The organism is Streptococcus sp. KHUD_014, assembly GCF_051106275.1.
Lineage (GTDB): Bacteria > Bacillota > Bacilli > Lactobacillales > Streptococcaceae > Streptococcus.
On sequence record NZ_CP193666.1, the window covers coordinates 347,713 to 365,061 of the forward strand.

Annotated in this window: 16 protein-coding genes; 14 read left to right on the forward strand and 2 right to left on the reverse strand. The window is 42.0% G+C overall.

Annotated features, from left to right (window positions below; all coding sequences use genetic code 11):
* Positions 1–267: 267 nt before the first annotated feature.
* The 12 genes from ACORHT_RS01830 to ACORHT_RS01885 all read left to right on the forward strand — a co-directional run bounded on the left by ACORHT_RS01830 (position 268) and on the right by ACORHT_RS01885 (position 7,933).
* Complete coding sequence (locus ACORHT_RS01830; RefSeq protein ID WP_004251708.1) at positions 268–513, forward strand: YneF family protein; 246 nt, start codon at positions 268–270, stop codon at positions 511–513.
* A gap of 206 nt (positions 514–719) precedes the next feature.
* Complete coding sequence (gene racE / locus ACORHT_RS01835) at positions 720–1,514, forward strand: glutamate racemase (RefSeq protein WP_434350399.1); 795 nt, start codon at positions 720–722, stop codon at positions 1,512–1,514.
* Positions 1,511–2,482, forward strand: coding sequence for a nucleoside-triphosphate diphosphatase (locus ACORHT_RS01840; protein WP_434350400.1), 972 nt, complete (start codon positions 1,511–1,513; stop codon positions 2,480–2,482). Before racE ends, ACORHT_RS01840 begins: the two co-directional genes overlap by 4 nt.
* Complete coding sequence (locus ACORHT_RS01845) at positions 2,458–2,979, forward strand: metallophosphoesterase (protein WP_006151436.1); 522 nt, start codon at positions 2,458–2,460, stop codon at positions 2,977–2,979. The genes ACORHT_RS01840 and ACORHT_RS01845 overlap by 25 nt, the downstream gene beginning before the upstream one ends.
* Positions 2,976–3,437 carry a cyclic-di-AMP-binding protein CbpB gene (gene cbpB / locus ACORHT_RS01850; protein WP_434350401.1) on the forward strand — a complete coding sequence of 154 codons (462 nt, stop codon included), beginning with the start codon at positions 2,976–2,978 and terminating at the stop codon, positions 3,435–3,437. The genes ACORHT_RS01845 and cbpB overlap by 4 nt, the downstream gene beginning before the upstream one ends.
* Positions 3,434–4,168 (forward strand): site-specific tyrosine recombinase XerD, encoded by a 735-nt coding sequence (xerD, locus tag ACORHT_RS01855; RefSeq protein WP_434350402.1) that lies wholly within the window; start codon positions 3,434–3,436, stop codon positions 4,166–4,168. Before cbpB ends, xerD begins: the two co-directional genes overlap by 4 nt.
* Positions 4,168–4,902 (forward strand): segregation/condensation protein A, encoded by a 735-nt coding sequence (locus tag ACORHT_RS01860; protein ID WP_434350403.1) that lies wholly within the window; start codon positions 4,168–4,170, stop codon positions 4,900–4,902. The genes xerD and ACORHT_RS01860 overlap by 1 nt, the downstream gene beginning before the upstream one ends.
* 12 nt (positions 4,903–4,914) lie before the next feature.
* Positions 4,915–5,484: an SMC-Scp complex subunit ScpB gene (gene scpB, locus ACORHT_RS01865; RefSeq protein ID WP_434350404.1), complete on the forward strand. Its 570-nt coding sequence runs from the start codon at positions 4,915–4,917 to the stop codon at positions 5,482–5,484.
* Complete coding sequence (locus ACORHT_RS01870) at positions 5,471–6,193, forward strand: pseudouridine synthase (protein ID WP_261012932.1); 723 nt, start codon at positions 5,471–5,473, stop codon at positions 6,191–6,193. Before scpB ends, ACORHT_RS01870 begins: the two co-directional genes overlap by 14 nt.
* A complete protein-coding gene (gene yidD / locus ACORHT_RS01875) occupies positions 6,193–6,429 on the forward strand; it encodes a membrane protein insertion efficiency factor YidD (protein WP_434350405.1) in 237 nt (78 codons plus the stop codon). Before ACORHT_RS01870 ends, yidD begins: the two co-directional genes overlap by 1 nt.
* Positions 6,430–6,550: 121 nt before the next feature.
* Positions 6,551–7,615 (forward strand): glutamyl aminopeptidase, encoded by a 1,065-nt coding sequence (gene pepA, locus ACORHT_RS01880; protein WP_434350406.1) that lies wholly within the window; start codon positions 6,551–6,553, stop codon positions 7,613–7,615.
* A 21-nt stretch (positions 7,616–7,636) separates the two neighbouring features.
* A complete protein-coding gene (locus ACORHT_RS01885) occupies positions 7,637–7,933 on the forward strand; it encodes a bacteriocin immunity protein (protein WP_434350407.1) in 297 nt (98 codons plus the stop codon).
* Positions 7,934–7,962: 29 nt separating this feature from the next.
* Here the strand turns inward: ACORHT_RS01885 and ACORHT_RS01890 are convergent, their stop codons facing one another.
* Positions 7,963–9,594, reverse strand: coding sequence for a Na/Pi cotransporter family protein (locus ACORHT_RS01890; RefSeq protein WP_434350408.1), 1,632 nt, complete (start codon positions 9,592–9,594; stop codon positions 7,963–7,965).
* A 304-nt stretch (positions 9,595–9,898) separates the two neighbouring features.
* Here ACORHT_RS01890 and ACORHT_RS01895 point away from each other — a divergent pair, with 304 nt between their 5' ends.
* On the forward strand, positions 9,899–14,878 hold the full coding sequence (locus ACORHT_RS01895; protein ID WP_434350409.1) for an endo-beta-N-acetylglucosaminidase: 4,980 nt from the start codon (positions 9,899–9,901) through the stop codon (positions 14,876–14,878).
* Positions 14,879–14,986: 108 nt separating this feature from the next.
* Here the strand turns inward: ACORHT_RS01895 and ACORHT_RS01900 are convergent, their stop codons facing one another.
* Positions 14,987–15,694, reverse strand: a complete 708-nt coding sequence (locus ACORHT_RS01900) for a hypothetical protein (RefSeq protein ID WP_434350410.1) — start codon at positions 15,692–15,694, stop codon at positions 14,987–14,989.
* A gap of 144 nt (positions 15,695–15,838) precedes the next feature.
* On the opposite strand from ACORHT_RS01900, the gene ACORHT_RS01905 reads away from it, so the two are divergent.
* Positions 15,839–17,038 carry a phosphoglycerate kinase gene (locus ACORHT_RS01905; RefSeq protein WP_001096781.1) on the forward strand — a complete coding sequence of 400 codons (1,200 nt, stop codon included), beginning with the start codon at positions 15,839–15,841 and terminating at the stop codon, positions 17,036–17,038.
* Positions 17,039–17,349: the final 311 nt, after the last annotated feature.

Sequence of the window (17,349 nt, forward strand, 5' to 3'; positions counted from 1 at the left end):
ATGTCTGGAAGCGCATACATTTTGTTGCAAAAAAATAAGTCTTCAGAAATATATGTGATTTTTTCGGATAATCTTAATATAACAAATAAATGGAATTATTGCAAGGGCTTTCAAGGAAAATGGGCTTATTTTACTAAGTTTTACTAAGTATGAAGTATTTGCTAATTACTTAGGAAATCACAGTGGATGTAAGCGTAAATTAAACTAGTCAGGCGGGGGACTTTATGGTATAATATAGAAGACTCAAAAAGAAACAGGAGAAATATTATGGATCTTATTTTGGCAATTGTCTTGATTGTTTTAGCTTTTCTAGGGGGAGCTCTTGGAGGAATGTACTTGGTGCGCAAGCAAATCGAAAAAGAATTTGCGGATAACCCACGTTTGAACGCAGAAGCAGTTCGTACTCTGTTGAGTGCAAATGGTCAAAAGCCAAGCGAAGCTAAAGTACAACAAGTGTACCACCAAATCATTCGCCAACAAAAAGCAGCCCTTGCTAACAATAAAAAGAAATAAATAGGAAAAGTCTGGGATGAAAGTTCCAGACTTCTCACTATATTGGACTTAATATTTAAGGATAAGACTTTTTCCTTGCATTCTATTGATATTTGATTATGATTAAGAGGGAGACAGTTGGGAATTTGCCAGTCTGTCAGCACTTTCACTAAGAGATGTAATGATAATGAACTATCAATCAGAAAAAGTACTAGAAAGAAGACTCTATGGATAATCGACCAATTGGTTTTTTGGATTCGGGTGTCGGGGGCTTGACGGTTGTGCGTGAGCTCATGCGCCAGCTTCCCCATGAAGAAATCGTCTATATTGGAGATTCGGCACGAGCGCCTTACGGGCCCCGTCCTGCTGAGCAAATTCGTGAATATACTTGGCAACTGGTCAACTTTCTCTTGACCAAGGATGTCAAGATGATTGTCATTGCTTGCAATACGGCAACGGCAGTCGTCTGGGAAGAAATCAAGGCTCAACTAGACATTCCTGTCTTGGGTGTGATTTTGCCAGGAGCTTCGGCAGCCATCAAGTCCAGCCAAGGTGGAAAAATCGGTGTCATTGGAACACCTATGACTGTAACATCTGATATTTATCGCCAAAAGATTCATGACTTAGATCCAGATTTGCAGGTGGAGAGTTTGGCTTGTCCCAAATTTGCTCCTTTGGTGGAGTCTGGTGCCTTATCAACTAGTGTAACCAAGAAAGTGGTTTATGAAACCCTGCGTCCCTTGGTTGGAAAGGTGGATAGCCTGATTTTGGGTTGTACCCATTATCCGCTTCTTCGTCCCATCATTCAAAATGTGATGGGACCAGATGTAAAACTCATCGATAGTGGAGCCGAGTGCGTGCGGGACATCTCAGTCTTGCTCAATTATTTTGAAATCAATCGTAGCCGTGATGCAGGCCCGCTACAACACCGTTTTTACACAACAGCAAATAGTCAGAGTTTTGCCCAGATTGGTGCAGAATGGCTGGAAAAAGAGATTCATGTGGAGCATGTAACATTATGACAAATAAAATTTATGAATACAAGGACGACCAGGACTGGTATGTCGGGTCCTACAGTGTTTTTGGTGGCATTCGGACTTTGACGGATGATGACTTGGATTTTCCTCTATTTGAGTTGGCTCAAAGATTTAGAGATGAGGAGCGAGGCTTTCCACTTTCAGTTACTGTTTTGCGCTATGGTTCTACCTACCGTTTATTGTCCTTTGTGGTAGATATACTTAACCAAGAAATGGGACGAAATTTAGAAGTCATTCAACGTCAAGGGGCTTTGCTCTTAGTTGAAAATGGGCAACTCTTGTATGTGGAATTGCCAAAAGAAGGAGTTGATGTCGAAGACTTCTTTGAAACTAGCAAGGTCAGAGAAACCTTATTGATTGCGACTCGTAACGAAGGTAAGACCAAGGAATTTCGAGCTATTTTTGACAAACTTGGTTATGATGTGGAGAACCTTAATGACTATCCAGACCTGCCTGAAGTAGCAGAAACAGGCATGACCTTCGAAGAAAATGCTCGCCTTAAGGCAGAAACCATCTCTAAATTAACAGGCAAGATGGTTTTAGCTGATGATTCTGGTCTTAAAGTTGATGTTCTGGGTGGTTTGCCAGGCGTTTGGTCAGCTCGATTTGCAGGAGTTGGAGCTACTGACCGTGAAAATAATGCCAAACTCTTGCACGAATTGGCCATGGTCTTTGAACTCAAGGACCGCTCTGCTCAATTCCATACAACCCTGGTCGTAGCTAGCCCAGATAAGGAAAGCTTGGTTGTCGAAGCTGACTGGCCAGGTTATATTAACTTTGAACCTAAGGGGGAAAATGGTTTTGGCTATGATCCGCTCTTCTTAGTAGGAGAAACTGGTAAATCCTCAGCCGAATTAACCCTTGAAGAAAAAAATAGTCAATCCCACCGTGCCTTAGCCGTTAAGAAACTTTTGGAGGTATTTCCATCATGGCAAAGCAAACCATCATTGTAATGAGCGACTCCCATGGAGATAGCTTGATTGTAGAAGAAATACGTGATCGCTATCTTGGGAAAGTTGATGCCATTTTTCACGATGGTGACTCGGAGCTTCGCCCAGATTCACCACTCTGGGAAGGGATTCAGGTAGTTAGAGGAAACATGGATTTCTATTCAGATTATCCAGAACGCTTAGTGACTCAACTGGGTCCTACCAAGATTATCCAGACTCACGGACACTTATTTGACATTAACTTCAATTTCCAAAAACTAGATTTTTGGGCCCAAGAGGAAGATGCTGATATCTGTCTCTATGGTCACTTGCATGTGCCAAATGCTTGGATGGAAGGGAAGACCCTCTTTCTAAATCCAGGTTCTATCAGCCAACCACGTGGAACCATCAGAGAATGTCTCTACGCTCGTGTGGAAATTGATGACAGCTATTTCAAAGTGGACTTTTTGACACGTGATCATGAGGTTTATCCTGGCTTGTCCAAGGAGTTTGCTCGATGATTGCCAAGGAATTTGAACTCTTTTTGCTGGAGCAAGAGGAAACCTTTTTAACTCCTGCTGAAAATTTGGCAGTCTTGATTGATACTCACAATGCAGATCATGCAACTCTCCTTCTAAGCCAGATGACCTACACCAGAGTTCCAGTAGTGACTGATGAGAAAGAATTTGTCGGAACCATTGGACTTAGAGACATTCTGGCCTACCAGATGGAGCAGGGCTTGAGTCAGGAAGCTATGGCAGATACGGATATCGTGCATATGACTAAGAAGGACGTAGCAGTTGTGGAGCCAGACTATCGCCTCACGGATGTTTTGCACAAGCTAGTGGACGAGTCCTTCTTACCAGTTGTGGATGCAGAGGGGATTTTCCAAGGCATTATCACGCGTAAGTCCATCCTCAAGGCAGTAAATGCCCTCTTGCATGACTTTAGTAAGGAATATGAGATTCGAAGCAAATGAGAGACAGGATTTCAGCATTTTTAGAGGAAAAGCAGGGATTATCTGCCAATTCCAAGCAGTCTTATAAGTATGATCTTGAGCAATTTTTAGATATGATAGGAGGGCAAATTTCTGAGACTAGTCTCAAGATTTATCAAGCTCAACTGTCAAGTTTGAAGATTAGTGCTCAAAAACGTAAAGTTTCTGCTTGTAACCAGTTTCTCTACTTTCTCTATCAAAAAGGGGAACTCAAGGCCTTTTATCGCATAGAATTGCTTAAACAGGCCGAGCAGCAACAAGCAAAACCTGAGCTTTTGGACCTAGAATCCTTTTGGCAGGAAAGCGACTATTCAGAAGGCCGTTTGCTAGCGCTCTTAATCCTAGAAATGGGACTCTTGCCAAGCGAGATTTTAACTCTAAAGGTTGCGGACATCAATCTGGATTTTCAAGTTTTGAGAATCAAGAAGGCTTCCCAACAGAGAATTGTAGCTATCCCCACGCGCTTGCTTCCAGAATTGGCTCCCTTGATGGACCAGACCTATATTTTTGAAAAGTCTGGCAAAGCCTACTCGCGTCAATGGGCCTTTCGTCAGTTAGAAGCCTTTCTAAAGGAAAAAGGTTTTGCAGATTTATCGGCTCAAGGATTGAGAGAACAGTTTATACTGAGACAAATTGAAGAGAAGGTTGACTTATATGAAATCGCCAAAAAATTGGGATTAAAAACAGTCATGACCTTAGAAAAATATAGATAATGGATATTAAATTAAAAGATTTTGAAGGGCCTTTGGATCTTCTTTTGCACTTGGTTTCCAAGTACCAGATGGATATCTACGATGTACCTATCACGGAGGTTATCGAGCAGTACCTAGCCTATGTGTCAACCTTACAGGCCATGCGCCTCGAAGTAGCAGGTGAGTATATGGTGATGGCAAGTCAACTCATGCTGATCAAGAGTCGCAAGCTCTTGCCAAAGGTTGCAGAAGTGACAGATTTAGAAGATGATCTTGAACAGGACCTTCTTTCTCAGATCGAAGAATACCGCAAGTTCAAGCTCTTGGGAGAGCAGTTGGAAGTTAAGCACCAAGAACGAGCTCAATATTACTCAAAAGCTCCGACAGAGTTGATATACGAGGATGCAGAACTTGTGCACGATAAGACAACAATCGACCTTTTCTTAGCCTTTTCAACTTTGTTAGCTAAGAAAAAAGAAGAATTTTCCAAAAGTCACACAACCATTTTACGAGATGAGTATAAGATTGAGGATATGATGGTCATCGTCCAAGAAGCCTTGGTAGAAGGGCAACAACTATGCTTGCAGGATTTGTTTAAAGAAACCAAGGATTTACAAGAGGTCATTACACTCTTTTTAGCGACCTTGGAGTTGATTAAAACCCAAGAAATTCTCTTAATTCAAAGAGAGAGCTTTGGAGATATCTATCTCATGAAAAAGAAAGACGAAAATCAAGTAGAACAAAGTCAGGCTTGATAGAGAGGAAGTATGAGTACTTTAGCAAAAATAGAAGCTCTCCTGTTTGTGTCAGGTGAAGAGGGGATTAGGGCTCGCCAGTTGGCAGAGCTTCTATCACTTCCACCAACAGGAATTCAGCAAAGCTTAGAAAAATTAGCCAAAAAGTATGAAAAAGACCAGGATTCTAGTCTGGCACTGATTGAGACAGGAGGTGCCTACAGATTGGTGACCAAGCCTCAATTCGCAGAGATTTTGAAGGAATACTCTAAGGCACCTATCAACCAGAGTCTATCTCGGGCTGCACTTGAGACCTTGTCCATCATTGCTTATAAGCAGCCGATTACGCGGATAGAAATTGATGCCATCCGTGGGGTCAACTCTAGTGGTGCTCTAGCTAAGTTGCAGGCCTTTGACTTGATACGAGAAGATGGGAAAAAAGAGGTACTTGGACGCCCTAATCTCTATGTAACGACGGATTATTTCCTAGATTACATGGGTATTAATCATCTGGAAGAATTGCCAGTGATAAATGAGCTTGACATTCAAGCACAAGAAAGCCAATTATTTGGTGAAAGGATAGAAGAAGATGAGAATCAATAAATATATTGCCCACGCAGGTGTGGCCAGTAGGAGAAAAGCAGAAGAGTTGATCAAGCAAGGCTTGGTGACTGTCAACGGTCAGGTGGTACGTGAATTAGCGACGACTATCAAGTCTGGTGACAAGGTAGAAGTTGAAGGTCAACCCATCTACAACGAAGAAAAGGTCTATTATCTGCTCAATAAACCACGCGGAGTGATTTCTAGTGTGACAGATGATAAGGGACGCAAGACTGTTGTGGACCTCTTGCCTAATGTGAAAGAGCGTATCTACCCTGTGGGACGTTTGGACTGGGATACATCTGGAGTCTTGATTTTGACCAACGATGGGGACTTTACAGATGAGATGATTCATCCTCGTAATGAGATTGATAAGGTCTATGTTGCGCGTGTTAAAGGTGTAGCTAATAAAGAAAATCTCCGTCCTTTGACTCGAGGCGTTGAAATTGAAGGCAAGAAAACCAAGCCAGCTGTCTATGAGATTCTCAAAGTAGACCCAGTCAAAAATCGCTCAGTAGTACAGCTGACCATTCATGAAGGACGTAACCATCAGGTTAAAAAGATGTTTGAAGCAGTCGGTCTTCAAGTGGATAAGTTGTCTCGGACACGTTTTGGACACTTAGACTTGACTGGACTTCGTCCAGGAGAATCACGCCGTCTCAATAAAAAAGAAATCAGCCAACTACACACCATGGCTGTAACCAAGAAATAATGAAACGAATTTTAATAGCGCCTGTGCGCTTTTACCAACGCTTTATCTCGCCAGCCTTTCCACCTTCTTGTAGATTTGAGCCCACTTGTTCAAATTACATGATTCAGGCTATTGAAAAACATGAACTCAAGGGAGTCCTTATGGGACTGGCTAGGATATTACGTTGCCATCCTTGGTCTAAAACGGGTAAAGATCCAGTGCCAGACCACTTTTCATTAAAAAGAAATACCAAGTAAAAAGGAATCGTAACAGATTCCTTTTTACTTGATAAGAACTATGAAGTCGGAGGATTTGTGATTTCCACTACCCTTCTCCTATAAAAAGTGGTAAAATGGTTGAAAGAAAGAAGGGATTAAAATGACAACATTATTTTCTAAAATCAAAGAAGTAACAGAACTTTCTGCTATCTCAGGTCATGAAGCGCCTGTACGCGCTTATCTTCGTGAGAAAATAACTCCTCACGTGGATGAAGTAGTGACAGATGGCTTGGGTGGTATTTTTGGTATCAAACATTCAGAAGTTGCGAATGCACCTCGCGTCTTGGTAGCATCTCACATGGATGAAGTTGGTTTTATGGTGAGTGAAATCAAACCTGATGGAACCTTCCGTGTCGTTGAGATTGGCGGTTGGAATCCTATGGTGGTCAGCAGCCAGCGCTTTAAACTCTTTACTCGTGACGGTCGTGAAATTCCAGTAATCTCAGGATCGGTACCTCCACATTTAACTCGTGGAACAGGTGGTCCAAGCATGCCAGCTATTTCAGATATCATCTTTGATGGTGGTTTCGCGGATAAGGCTGAGGCTGAAAGTTTTGGTATTCGTCCTGGAGACACCATCGTTCCAGATAGTAGCGCGATCCTTACAGCTAATGAAAAAAATATCATCTCAAAAGCATGGGATAACCGTTATGGAGTTCTCATGGTTAGCGAGTTGGCTGAAAACTTGTCAGGTCAAAAACTAGGAAATGAACTTTATCTTGGTGCCAATGTCCAAGAAGAAGTCGGACTTCGTGGTGCCCATACATCAACAACCAAATTTGATCCAGAAGTATTTTTGGCAGTTGACTGTTCACCTGCTGGTGATGTTTATGGTGGTCAAGGTAAGATTGGTGATGGAACCTTGATTCGTTTCTACGATCCAGGTCACTTGCTTCTCCCAGGTATGAAGGATTTCCTTTTGACGACAGCTGAAGAAGCTGGCATCAAGTACCAATACTACTGTGGAAAAGGTGGAACTGACGCAGGTGCAGCTCATCTGAAAAATGGTGGTGTCCCATCAACAACAATCGGTGTTTGTGCCCGTTATATCCACTCTCACCAAACCCTTTATGCTATGGACGATTTCCTTGAAGCACAAGCATTCTTACAAGCCTTGGTCAAAAAATTGGATCGTTCAACAGTAGATTTGATTAAGAACTATTAACCTAAAATGGAGGTGCTAGGAATGGCAGAAGAAAACCTAGAAACCTTGATACGGGATCTTTACAATCATGCCCGTCAAAACTTGAGTGAAGATCTAGTGCTTGCACTGGTAGAGACTGCTAAGCAATTGCCCAGTACCAATGAGCGATTGCTGGCAGTACGACTTTCAGGTTTAGTTACACTCGAACTACTCCAAAATCCCAAAACACCAGCGCCAGAGTTAGTCAATCTGGCCCGCTTTATCCAAAAGGAAGAAGCTAGGTACAAGGGCGCAGCCGCATCTTCTATTATGATTGGAGAGCTATTTAAAATGCTTTGATTCTTTCGAATCAAAGCATTTTTTTCGTTTTAAATTTGTTCTGCCAAAACCTTTTCAGCCAGGTTCATAGCGTGGTCTGATACACGAGTGTAGTGAGAAATGATATCGATAAAGTTGACACCTGCTTGGGTAGAACATTCACCGTTATTAAGACGTTTGATATGTGTCTTACGAAGAACACGTTCCATATTGTTGATGTCTTCGTGACGTTCCATAAGGGCTTGAGCTTGTTCAAGATCGTTATTTTCAACACTCTCAAGAGCATCTTTGACGAATTCGCTCGTTTTAAGATAAATCTCTGCGAGTTCTTCTAAGGCAGCTTCAGAGAATTGAACATTCTTGCGTTGCAAGTAATCGTTAAGATTGATTAAAGCTTCGGCGTGGTCTCCGATACGTTCCAAGTCTCGTGAAGAGTCTAGGATGTTGGTTAAGACTTCACTCTCTTTTTGGCTCAAAGCTTCACCTGATAAACTGATGAGGTAACGAGTCAATTTTTCATCAATAGTATTGATGGCTTCTTCAGTCTTATGACCCTTTTCTGCAACTTTTTCATTAGAATTGATGATATAGTCGTAAGAGAGGTCAAAGGCTTTTGCAGCGTAGTTCCCCAAGTGTAGGAGTTCTTTTTTAGCATTTCCAAGAGCGATAGATGGAGCTTGTTTGATCAGTTGCTCGTCTAGGTAGAGAGCTTCGTATTTGACAACTTCATCTTCACCAGGGATGAGCTTGGTTACCATGAAGGCAAGCGCTCCGATGAATGGGAACTGGATAATGGTGTTGGTAATGTTGAAGGTTCCGTGGGCAAAGGCAATGGTCATTTCTGGAGACAAATGAAGAGTCGTTTCAAACCATTGAATCAAGGCTGTGAAGGGAACGAGGAAGATGATACAGATAACCGTTCCGATAACGTTGAAGGCCACATGGGCACCCGCTACACGTTTGGCTGCGATATTTGCTCCAAGTGAAGCGATAATCGCTGTGATAGTAGTTCCGATGTTATCCCCAAAGAGCACGGGTAGGGCTCCCTGAAGGTCAATCAGATTGCTAGCGTAGAGATTTTGCAAAATACCGATGGTCGCTGATGAGGCTTGAATTAGAAGGGTTAAACCAGTTCCGACAAAGACTCCCAGGATTGGATTTTTACTTAGCTCTACCATGTAGTCTTTAAAGACTTGTAAATCCTTGAGGGGCTCCATAGCACCACTCATAAGATTGAGGGCGAAGAAGATACCGCCAACACCAAAGACAATTCGTCCGATGTTATTGATGGTTCTATTTTTTGTGAAGAAGAGACAGACTGCTCCGAGAAAGAGCATAGGTAATGCGTAGTCTCCCAATTTAAAACCGATGATAAAGGATGTGACAGTTGTCCCGATATTGGCACCCATGACAATCCCGATAGCCTGACGTAGGGTCAAAAGTCCCGCACTAACCAGACCAACCGTAATAACTGTAACCCCTGAACTAGACTGAATCAGGGCAGTCATTCCAATACCTACCAGAATACCAAAGAAAGGATTGCTAGTATATTTGTCAATGTAAAATCGAAGACGATCTCCAGCTGCTTGTTGCAAACCGTCCCCCATGGTCTTGATACTATATAAGAATAGTCCCAGACCACCTAAAAAGTGAAAAACAATTTCCTGCCAATTAATGGACATTTTCTTTTTCCTCCGAAAAATAATCGCGGAATCTCTCCCATTCTATTTTAAAGGATTAAAAGCAATCTAACAAGTAGTAAATGATCTTTTTTTAAGAAAAATGTTAAATTTATTCTAAAAATGGAGCTTGATTGTCTAATTTATATTAATTCTTCACTTCTATATAGTTCTTTTGGGACTCATGTTGACTCTTCATCTAAATAGCGTAAAATGGAGATGAACTGTTCTATTATCTTTATTAGGGCAGCTACTTTTTTAAAACAAAAATAAAGCGCTTACTTTCTGGAAGTAAAAGGAGAAAAAGATGAAGAATCCATTTTTTGAAAAACGTTGCCGCTATAGTATTCGAAAATTGTCAGTGGGTGCCTGCTCTTTGATGATTGGTTCAATCCTATTTGCAGGACCAGTCTTAGCTGAAGAAGCAGTTATTGCTGAAAATCCTACGGGGACAACAGCAGTAGCTTCGGAGCAACCAACTACGCCTGCGCCAGAAGTGTTGAAGGAGTTGGAAGCAACTGAAGACAAGGTTAGTGAACAACCTATTTCAGAAGAAAAACCAACCATGGACCAATTGACTGCAGGTGATAAGGAAGTAGCTAGCCCGGTTGCTGAAGCGCCAAAGGCTGAAGAGGCACCTGTAGCTACAGAAAATAAGGCTGAAGAGAAAGCAACTGTCTCAGACGTTCCTAAGAAAGAAGAAAAAAGTCTTCGACCAAAAGAAATTAAGTTTGACACCTGGGGAGATTTGTTAAAATGGGAACCAGGTGCCCGTGAAGACGATGCTATTAACCGATCTTCAGTAGAACTAGCCAAGCGCTATCGTGGACATGTTGTCAATGAAAAAGCTAATAAGGATGCCAAGGTTGAAGCCCTTGCTAACACTAACTCTAAGGCTAAAGACCATGCTTCTGTAGGTGGTGAAGAGTTTAAGGCCTATGCTTTTGACTACTGGCAATACTTGAATTCCATGGTCTTCTGGGAAGGGCTGGTTCCAACTCCGGATGTGATTGATGCTGGTCACCGTAATGGTGTTCCTGTATTGGGTACACTCTTCTTCAACTGGTCAAATAGCATTGCAGACCAAGAAAAATTTGCTGCAGCTCTTCAACAAGACGAAGACGGTACTTTCCCTATCGCTCGCAAGCTAGTTGATTTAGCTAAATATTATGGATTTGATGGATATTTTATCAACCAAGAAACAACAGGTGATATCGTAACGCCTCTTGGTAAGAAAATGCGTGACTTCATGCTCTATACCAAGGAATATGCTGCTAAAGTCAACCATCCTGTCAAGTATTCTTGGTACGATGCTATGACCTATGAATATGGTCGTTATCACGAAGACGGACTAGGCGAGTATAACTATCCATTCATGCAAAAAGAAGGAGACAAGGTTCCTGCAGATCACTTCTTTGCCAACTTTAACTGGACTAAAGAGAAAAATGATTACTCTGTAGCTATGGCTAAATGGCTAGAACGCAGTCAGTATGATGTTTTTGCAGGTTTGGAATTGCAACAAGGTGGTTCTTACAAGACAAAAGTGAAATGGGATGCCCTTTTTGATGAAAATGGCAAACTTCGCTTATCACTTGGACTTTTTGCCCCAGATACTATCACGAGTCTTGGGAAGACAGGTGAAGACTATCATAAGAATGAAAATATCTTCTTCACAGGTTACCAAGGAGATCCAACTGGTCAAAAACCTGATGACAAGGACTGGTACGGGATTGCCAACCTCGTAGCTGACCGTACACCAGCAGTAGGCCGTACTTTTACAACATCCTTTAACACAGGACATGGGAAAAAATGGTTTGTGGACGGTAAAGTCTCTAAGGATTCTGAATGGAACTATCGCTCTGTATCAGGTATCTTGCCTACATGGCGCTGGTGGCAAACATCTTCAGCTGCTAAACTCCAAGCTGACTATGACTTTGAAGATGCCTACAATGGCGGTAACTCACTCAAATTTGCGGGTGATTTAGCCGAAAATACCAACCAAGACGTTCGTCTTTACTCTACCAAACTGGAAGTAACGGATAAAACAAAACTTCGGGTTGCTCATAAAGGTGGTAAGGGAAGCAAGGTCTATGTAGAATTTGCGACTCAGAAAAACTATACCTATGGTGGCGAGAATGCTCGTAAAGAGCTGACTCTATCTGACGATTGGACAAAAGACGAATTTGACTTGAGTGCCTTGGCAGGTCAGACTATTTACGGTATCAAGCTCACTTTTGAAAATACTGCTGCCCTTAAGGGATATCAATTTAACTTGGGTGAGTTGACTGTAACAGATAATCAAGAGGCTCCTCAAGCACCAACAGCTCTTAAAGTAGCTAAACAATCCCTTAAAAACGCTCAAGAAGCAGAAGCCATTGTCCAATTTACTGGAAATAAAGATGCTGACTTCTATGAAGTTTATGAAAAGGATGGCGATGCTTGGCGCCTATTGACAGGCTCCTCTGCCACTACTATCTACCTACCAAAAGTTAGCCGTTCAGCTAGTGCAACTGGAACCAGTCAAGAGTTGAAGGTTGTCGCAGTTGGTAAGAATGGTCTTCGCTCTGAAGCAGCAACTACAAACTTCGAATGGGGCATGACGGTTCAAGATACAAGTCTTCCAAGACCTCTAGCAGAAAACATCGTTCCAGGAGCGACTGTTATCGGAAGTACCTTCCCAAATACAGAAGGCGGAGAAGGCATCGAAGGTATGTTGAATGGTACAATCACCAGCCTATCTGACAAATGGTCTTCTGCCCAGTTGAGTGGTAGCGTTGATATTCGATTGACACAACCACGCCGTGTTGTTAGATGGGTCATGGACCATGCCGGTGCTGGTGGAGAATCTGTCAACGATGGTTTGATGAATACTAAGGACTTTGACCTCTACTATAAGGATGAAGCAGGAGAATGGAAACTAGCCAAGGCTGTTCGTGGTAATAAAGCTCATGTTTCAGATATCACCCTTGATAGCCCAATTACGGCGCAAGACTGGCGTTTGCACGTTATTACATCTGACAATGGAACACCATGGAAAGCTATCCGCATCTACAACTGGAAGATGTATGAAACTCTTGATACGGAGAGCCAAAATATTCCAATGGCTAAAGTGGCGGCGCGTGTCCTAACTGATAATAAGGTTCAACTAGGATTCTCAGAAGTTCCTGCTGGGGCAACCATCACAGTTTATGACAAGGAAGATTCACAAACTCCAATCGCTACCTTAAATACAGCAGTTGGAGGGGATCTGGCGACAAATCCATTGAGCTTTGAAAAACGTCCAAGCCTTCTTTACTACCGCACACAATTGCCAGGAAAAGAAATCAGTAATACTCTTGCTGTGACGATTCCTCAGGATGAGAGAAAGATTAAAGCTGTCAGTCTAGAAACAACACCTAAAAAGACGACTTACCAAGATGGCGAGGAATTGAATCTCAAAGGTGGTCTTCTCCGTGTCAAATACGAAGGTGAAGAAGCAGATGAAGTCATCAACCTTAGTCATGCTGGTGTTGTAGTCAACGGCTACGATGTTCACCATCATGGCGAACAAGAGTTAACAGTAACCTATCTTGGTCTCCCAGTTGCAGGAAGTTTCAAGGTTCAAGTCACTGGTGAAGAAACTGGTCCAAAAGAAGTCGCAGCCTTGTATATTAGCAAGCAACCGAAAATTGATTACTTTGTAGGTGATACTCTTGACTTATCAGAAGGACGTTTCAAGGTCTTGTATGATGATGAGACAGAGACTGAACATAGCTTTACAGACCAAGGGGTCGAAATTACAGGTTATGATTCTCAAAAAACAGGCCGTCAAAAACTTGAGTTACACTATCAAGGACAAACTGTCGAATTTGATGTTCTAGTATCACCTAAGGAAGCCATTAACGACGAATATCTGAAACAAGAAATCACATCTGCTCAAGGACGCAAAGAAACATTAGCTTATACATTTGCTGATGCAGCAAAACAAGCAGCTCTTGTTGAGAAGCTTGATGCAGCAAAAGCCATCTTAGAAAACCATGATGCTAGTCAAGAAGCAGTCAACCAGGCCTTGAATGACTTGAAACAAGCTGGTACTGAATTGGATGGCAATCAACGTTATCAAACTGCTAGAGAAGAATTGGAAAGCTTGCTCGAATCTGTCCTTGAAAAAGATCCTCAATCTGAGTTGATTGCGCAAGCTGAGGCTTTATTATCTTCACAAACGCCAACTCCAGCAGCCTTTGCGGACATGAAAGAAAAGCTGAATAAGAAACTAGCTCCTGCAGAAGAAAGCCACCATGTGGGTAGCTTAGAAGAAGGAGAAACTGCGCCAACAGTTGAAGCGCTACCTGAGCTAGTGGTTGAAACAGAAACTCAAGCCTTCGAACGCCAAGAACGTCCGTCAGGAGACCTCTTGGTGGGTGAACGTAGAATCGTTCAGGCAGGTGTAGAAGGTCAGACTCGTCGTCTGATTGAAGTTGATGCCAAAGGTAACCGTACTCTTCTTAAGACAGAGGTAGTCAAGGAAGCAGTAGCTGAGATTACTGAAGTTGGTACCAAGGTAGAAAGCCGTGTTCAACCGCTAGACGGAGTCAAAGATTTGACTATCAGCAATCCAGCATTGGTGATTGAAGAAGAAAAAGTTGCATACGGCCATGAAGAACGAGTAAATCCTAGCCTTCAAGCAGGAGAACGTCGTATCGTTCAGGCAGGTGTAGAAGGTCAGAATCGTCGTCTGATTGAAGTAGATACAGAAGGCAACCGCACTCTTCTTGAGACAGAAGTAGTCAAGGAAGCAGTGGCTGAGATTACTGAAGTTGGTACCAAGGTAGAAAGCCGTGTTCAACCACTAGAAGGACCAAAAGTCTTGGAAGTTAAGAAACCAAGCTTGGTAGTTGAAGAAGAAATTCTTGCATTTGGACGTGAAGAAAGAGAAAATGCAAACCTTTCAGCAGGTGAACGCCGTCTAGTTCGAGCTGGAATTGAAGGACTTCGTAGAAATCTGGTAGAGGTTGACACTGAAGGCAACCGCAGTCTTAAGGGAACAGAGCTTATCAAAGAAACTGTTACTGAGATTGTTGAGATTGGGCCAAAAGTGGATGTCCAAGATGACAAACCTCTTGCACCTGCTCCAGTAGCACAAGCAGCTAAGCAGGAACCAGCAAAAGCACAAGCACAAGCTGAAAAACCTGAAGGAAAACAACTTCCAAGTACAGGTGAAGGAGCAGATGCAAATCTTCTGGCTCTTGGATTGGTTGGAGTTCTTGGTGGCTTTGGACTTCTCGCTCAAAAGAAAAAAGAAGAGTAAGTTAATAACTTTGCTTAATGTAACTTCTTAGAAATAAAAAGAAAGATTTGATTCATAATAGAGTCAAATCTTTTTTTGAGTTTAAGAAGTGAAAATCTTGTTTGGGGGTTAAAATGCGTTCCAAATGAATAGGAAGATAAAAATACAACCCCAAGCGTTGCCTGTTCTCTTTTGAATGACGAGCATACCATAAATCAAGATAAAAACAGACAAAGCCTCTAAAATGGCATGGAGATGAAAACTAATCATCCCATGAATCATCAGACAGATAAGAGCACAAGTCAAGGCTCCGTAATCAAGCCAAGTCTGATGTGATGGAAAGCGACAGTTAATTTTGTTTGCAATGACAACATAATTAAAACCTTCCCAGAATCCCCAGATAAGTCCAATAAGGAGGAAACCCAAGATATTTGTCGGAAAAGAACTTGCCAGAACTTCTCTGGTTAAGAGGATGGATTGAAAGGGGATATAGGAATGAATCTGCCCTCTACTGATGAGAAAAAGAAGTAAGGGGAGACAGATAGTAGCCGTCTGAATGAGGGTTGGGAGGAAGTGTTTAGCTAGCAAACCATATTGTTTCCAGCTTTCTTTTCTTCGAATCATTACCACGCTAGTCCCCAATCCAGCAACACAAAACTGGAGAGTTGCGAGAAAAAGAAGACGAATCCAGACGGAAAACTCTGTTTGGTGAGAGAAATCAAGTATTTGTTTTTTGAAAAGGATGTATCCTATAAACGAAAGAATTGTCAAAATGGCAATGATATTGAGGTCTGAATCTGCCTCTTTTTGCTTATCTGTTAGAGTATTTTTCATCATTTAGCGCTCCTTATCTTATTTTTTATTATAAAATAATAAGAAATAAAGGACAAGAAAGAACTGGAAAAGTTTAAGGTTTTGCTATCTCTTTTATTGATTTTGTGATATAATTAACACGTAAAAAAAATTAAGGAGTCTTTCCAAATGGCAAAATTGACTGTTAAAGACGTTGAGTTGAAAGGGAAAAAAGTTCTCGTTCGTGTTGACTTCAACGTTCCTGTAAAAGATGGCGTGATTACTAATGACAACCGTATCACTGCAGCTCTTCCAACTATCAAGTACATCCTTGAACAAGGTGGACGTGCGATTCTTTTCTCTCACCTTGGACGTGTAAAAGAAGAAGCAGATAAAGCTGGTAAATCACTTGCTCCTGTAGCTGCTGACTTGGCTGCTAAATTGGGTCAAGAAGTTACATTCCTTCCAGGTGTAACTCGTGGTGCTGAATTGGAAGCAGCTATCAATGCTCTTGAAGATGGACAAGTTCTTTTGGTTGAAAACACTCGTTTTGAAGATGTTGACGGTAAGAAAGAATCTAAAAACGATCCTGAACTTGGTAAATACTGGGCATCACTTGGAGATGGTATCTTCGTAAACGATGCATTCGGTACAGCTCACCGTGCACACGCATCTAACGTTGGTATCTCAGCAAACGTTGAAAAAGCAGTTGCTGGATTCCTTCTTGAAAACGAAATTGCTTACATCCAAGAAGCTGTTGAAGCTCCAGAACGTCCATTTGTGGCTATCCTTGGTGGTTCAAAAGTTTCAGACAAGATCGGTGTTATCGAAAACTTGCTTGAGAAAGCTGATAAAGTTCTTATCGGTGGTGGTATGACTTACACATTCTACAAAGCACAAGGTATCGAAATCGGTAACTCACTTGTAGAAGAAGATAAATTGGATGTCGCTAAAGCTCTTCTTGAAAAAGCAAACGGCAAATTGATCTTGCCAGTTGACTCAAAAGAAGCAAACGCATTTGCTGACTACACTGAAGTGAAAGACACTGAAGGTGAAGCAGTAGACCCAGGATTCCTTGGTCTTGACATCGGTCCTAAATCTATCGCTAAATTTGACGAAGCTTTGACTGGTGCTAAAACAGTTGTATGGAATGGACCAATGGGTGTATTTGAAAACCCTGACTTCCAAGCTGGTACAATCGGTGTGATGGACGCTATCGTGAAACAACCAGGCGTTAAATCAATCATCGGTGGTGGTGACTCAGCTGCCGCAGCTATCAACCTTGGTCGTGCAGACAAGTTCTCATGGATCTCTACTGGTGGTGGAGCTTCAATGGAGCTTCTCGAAGGTAAAGTATTGCCAGGTTTGGCTGCACTTACAGAAAAATAATTTCAGCCCGTTAGTCTCTACACAATCCTGATTTTGTAGAAAAGGAACAAAACTGAAACGTTAACAAAAAGGTGGCTCTGTCACCTTTTTGTGTTAGTGTAGGTATTTGTGACGCGGTGGTGGAGCATCAATGGAACTTCTTGAAGGTAAAGTTCTTCCAGAACTTGCAGCTTTGACTGAAAAATAAGAATATAAAAAAGGAGGCTGGGACAAAAGTTCTAGCCTCTCAATTGTCTTTGGATTGTCGAGCAGGACGCAGTGGTTGAGTGGGCTCTACTACGCTGATTTCATCAGCTTATACAACCCTACTC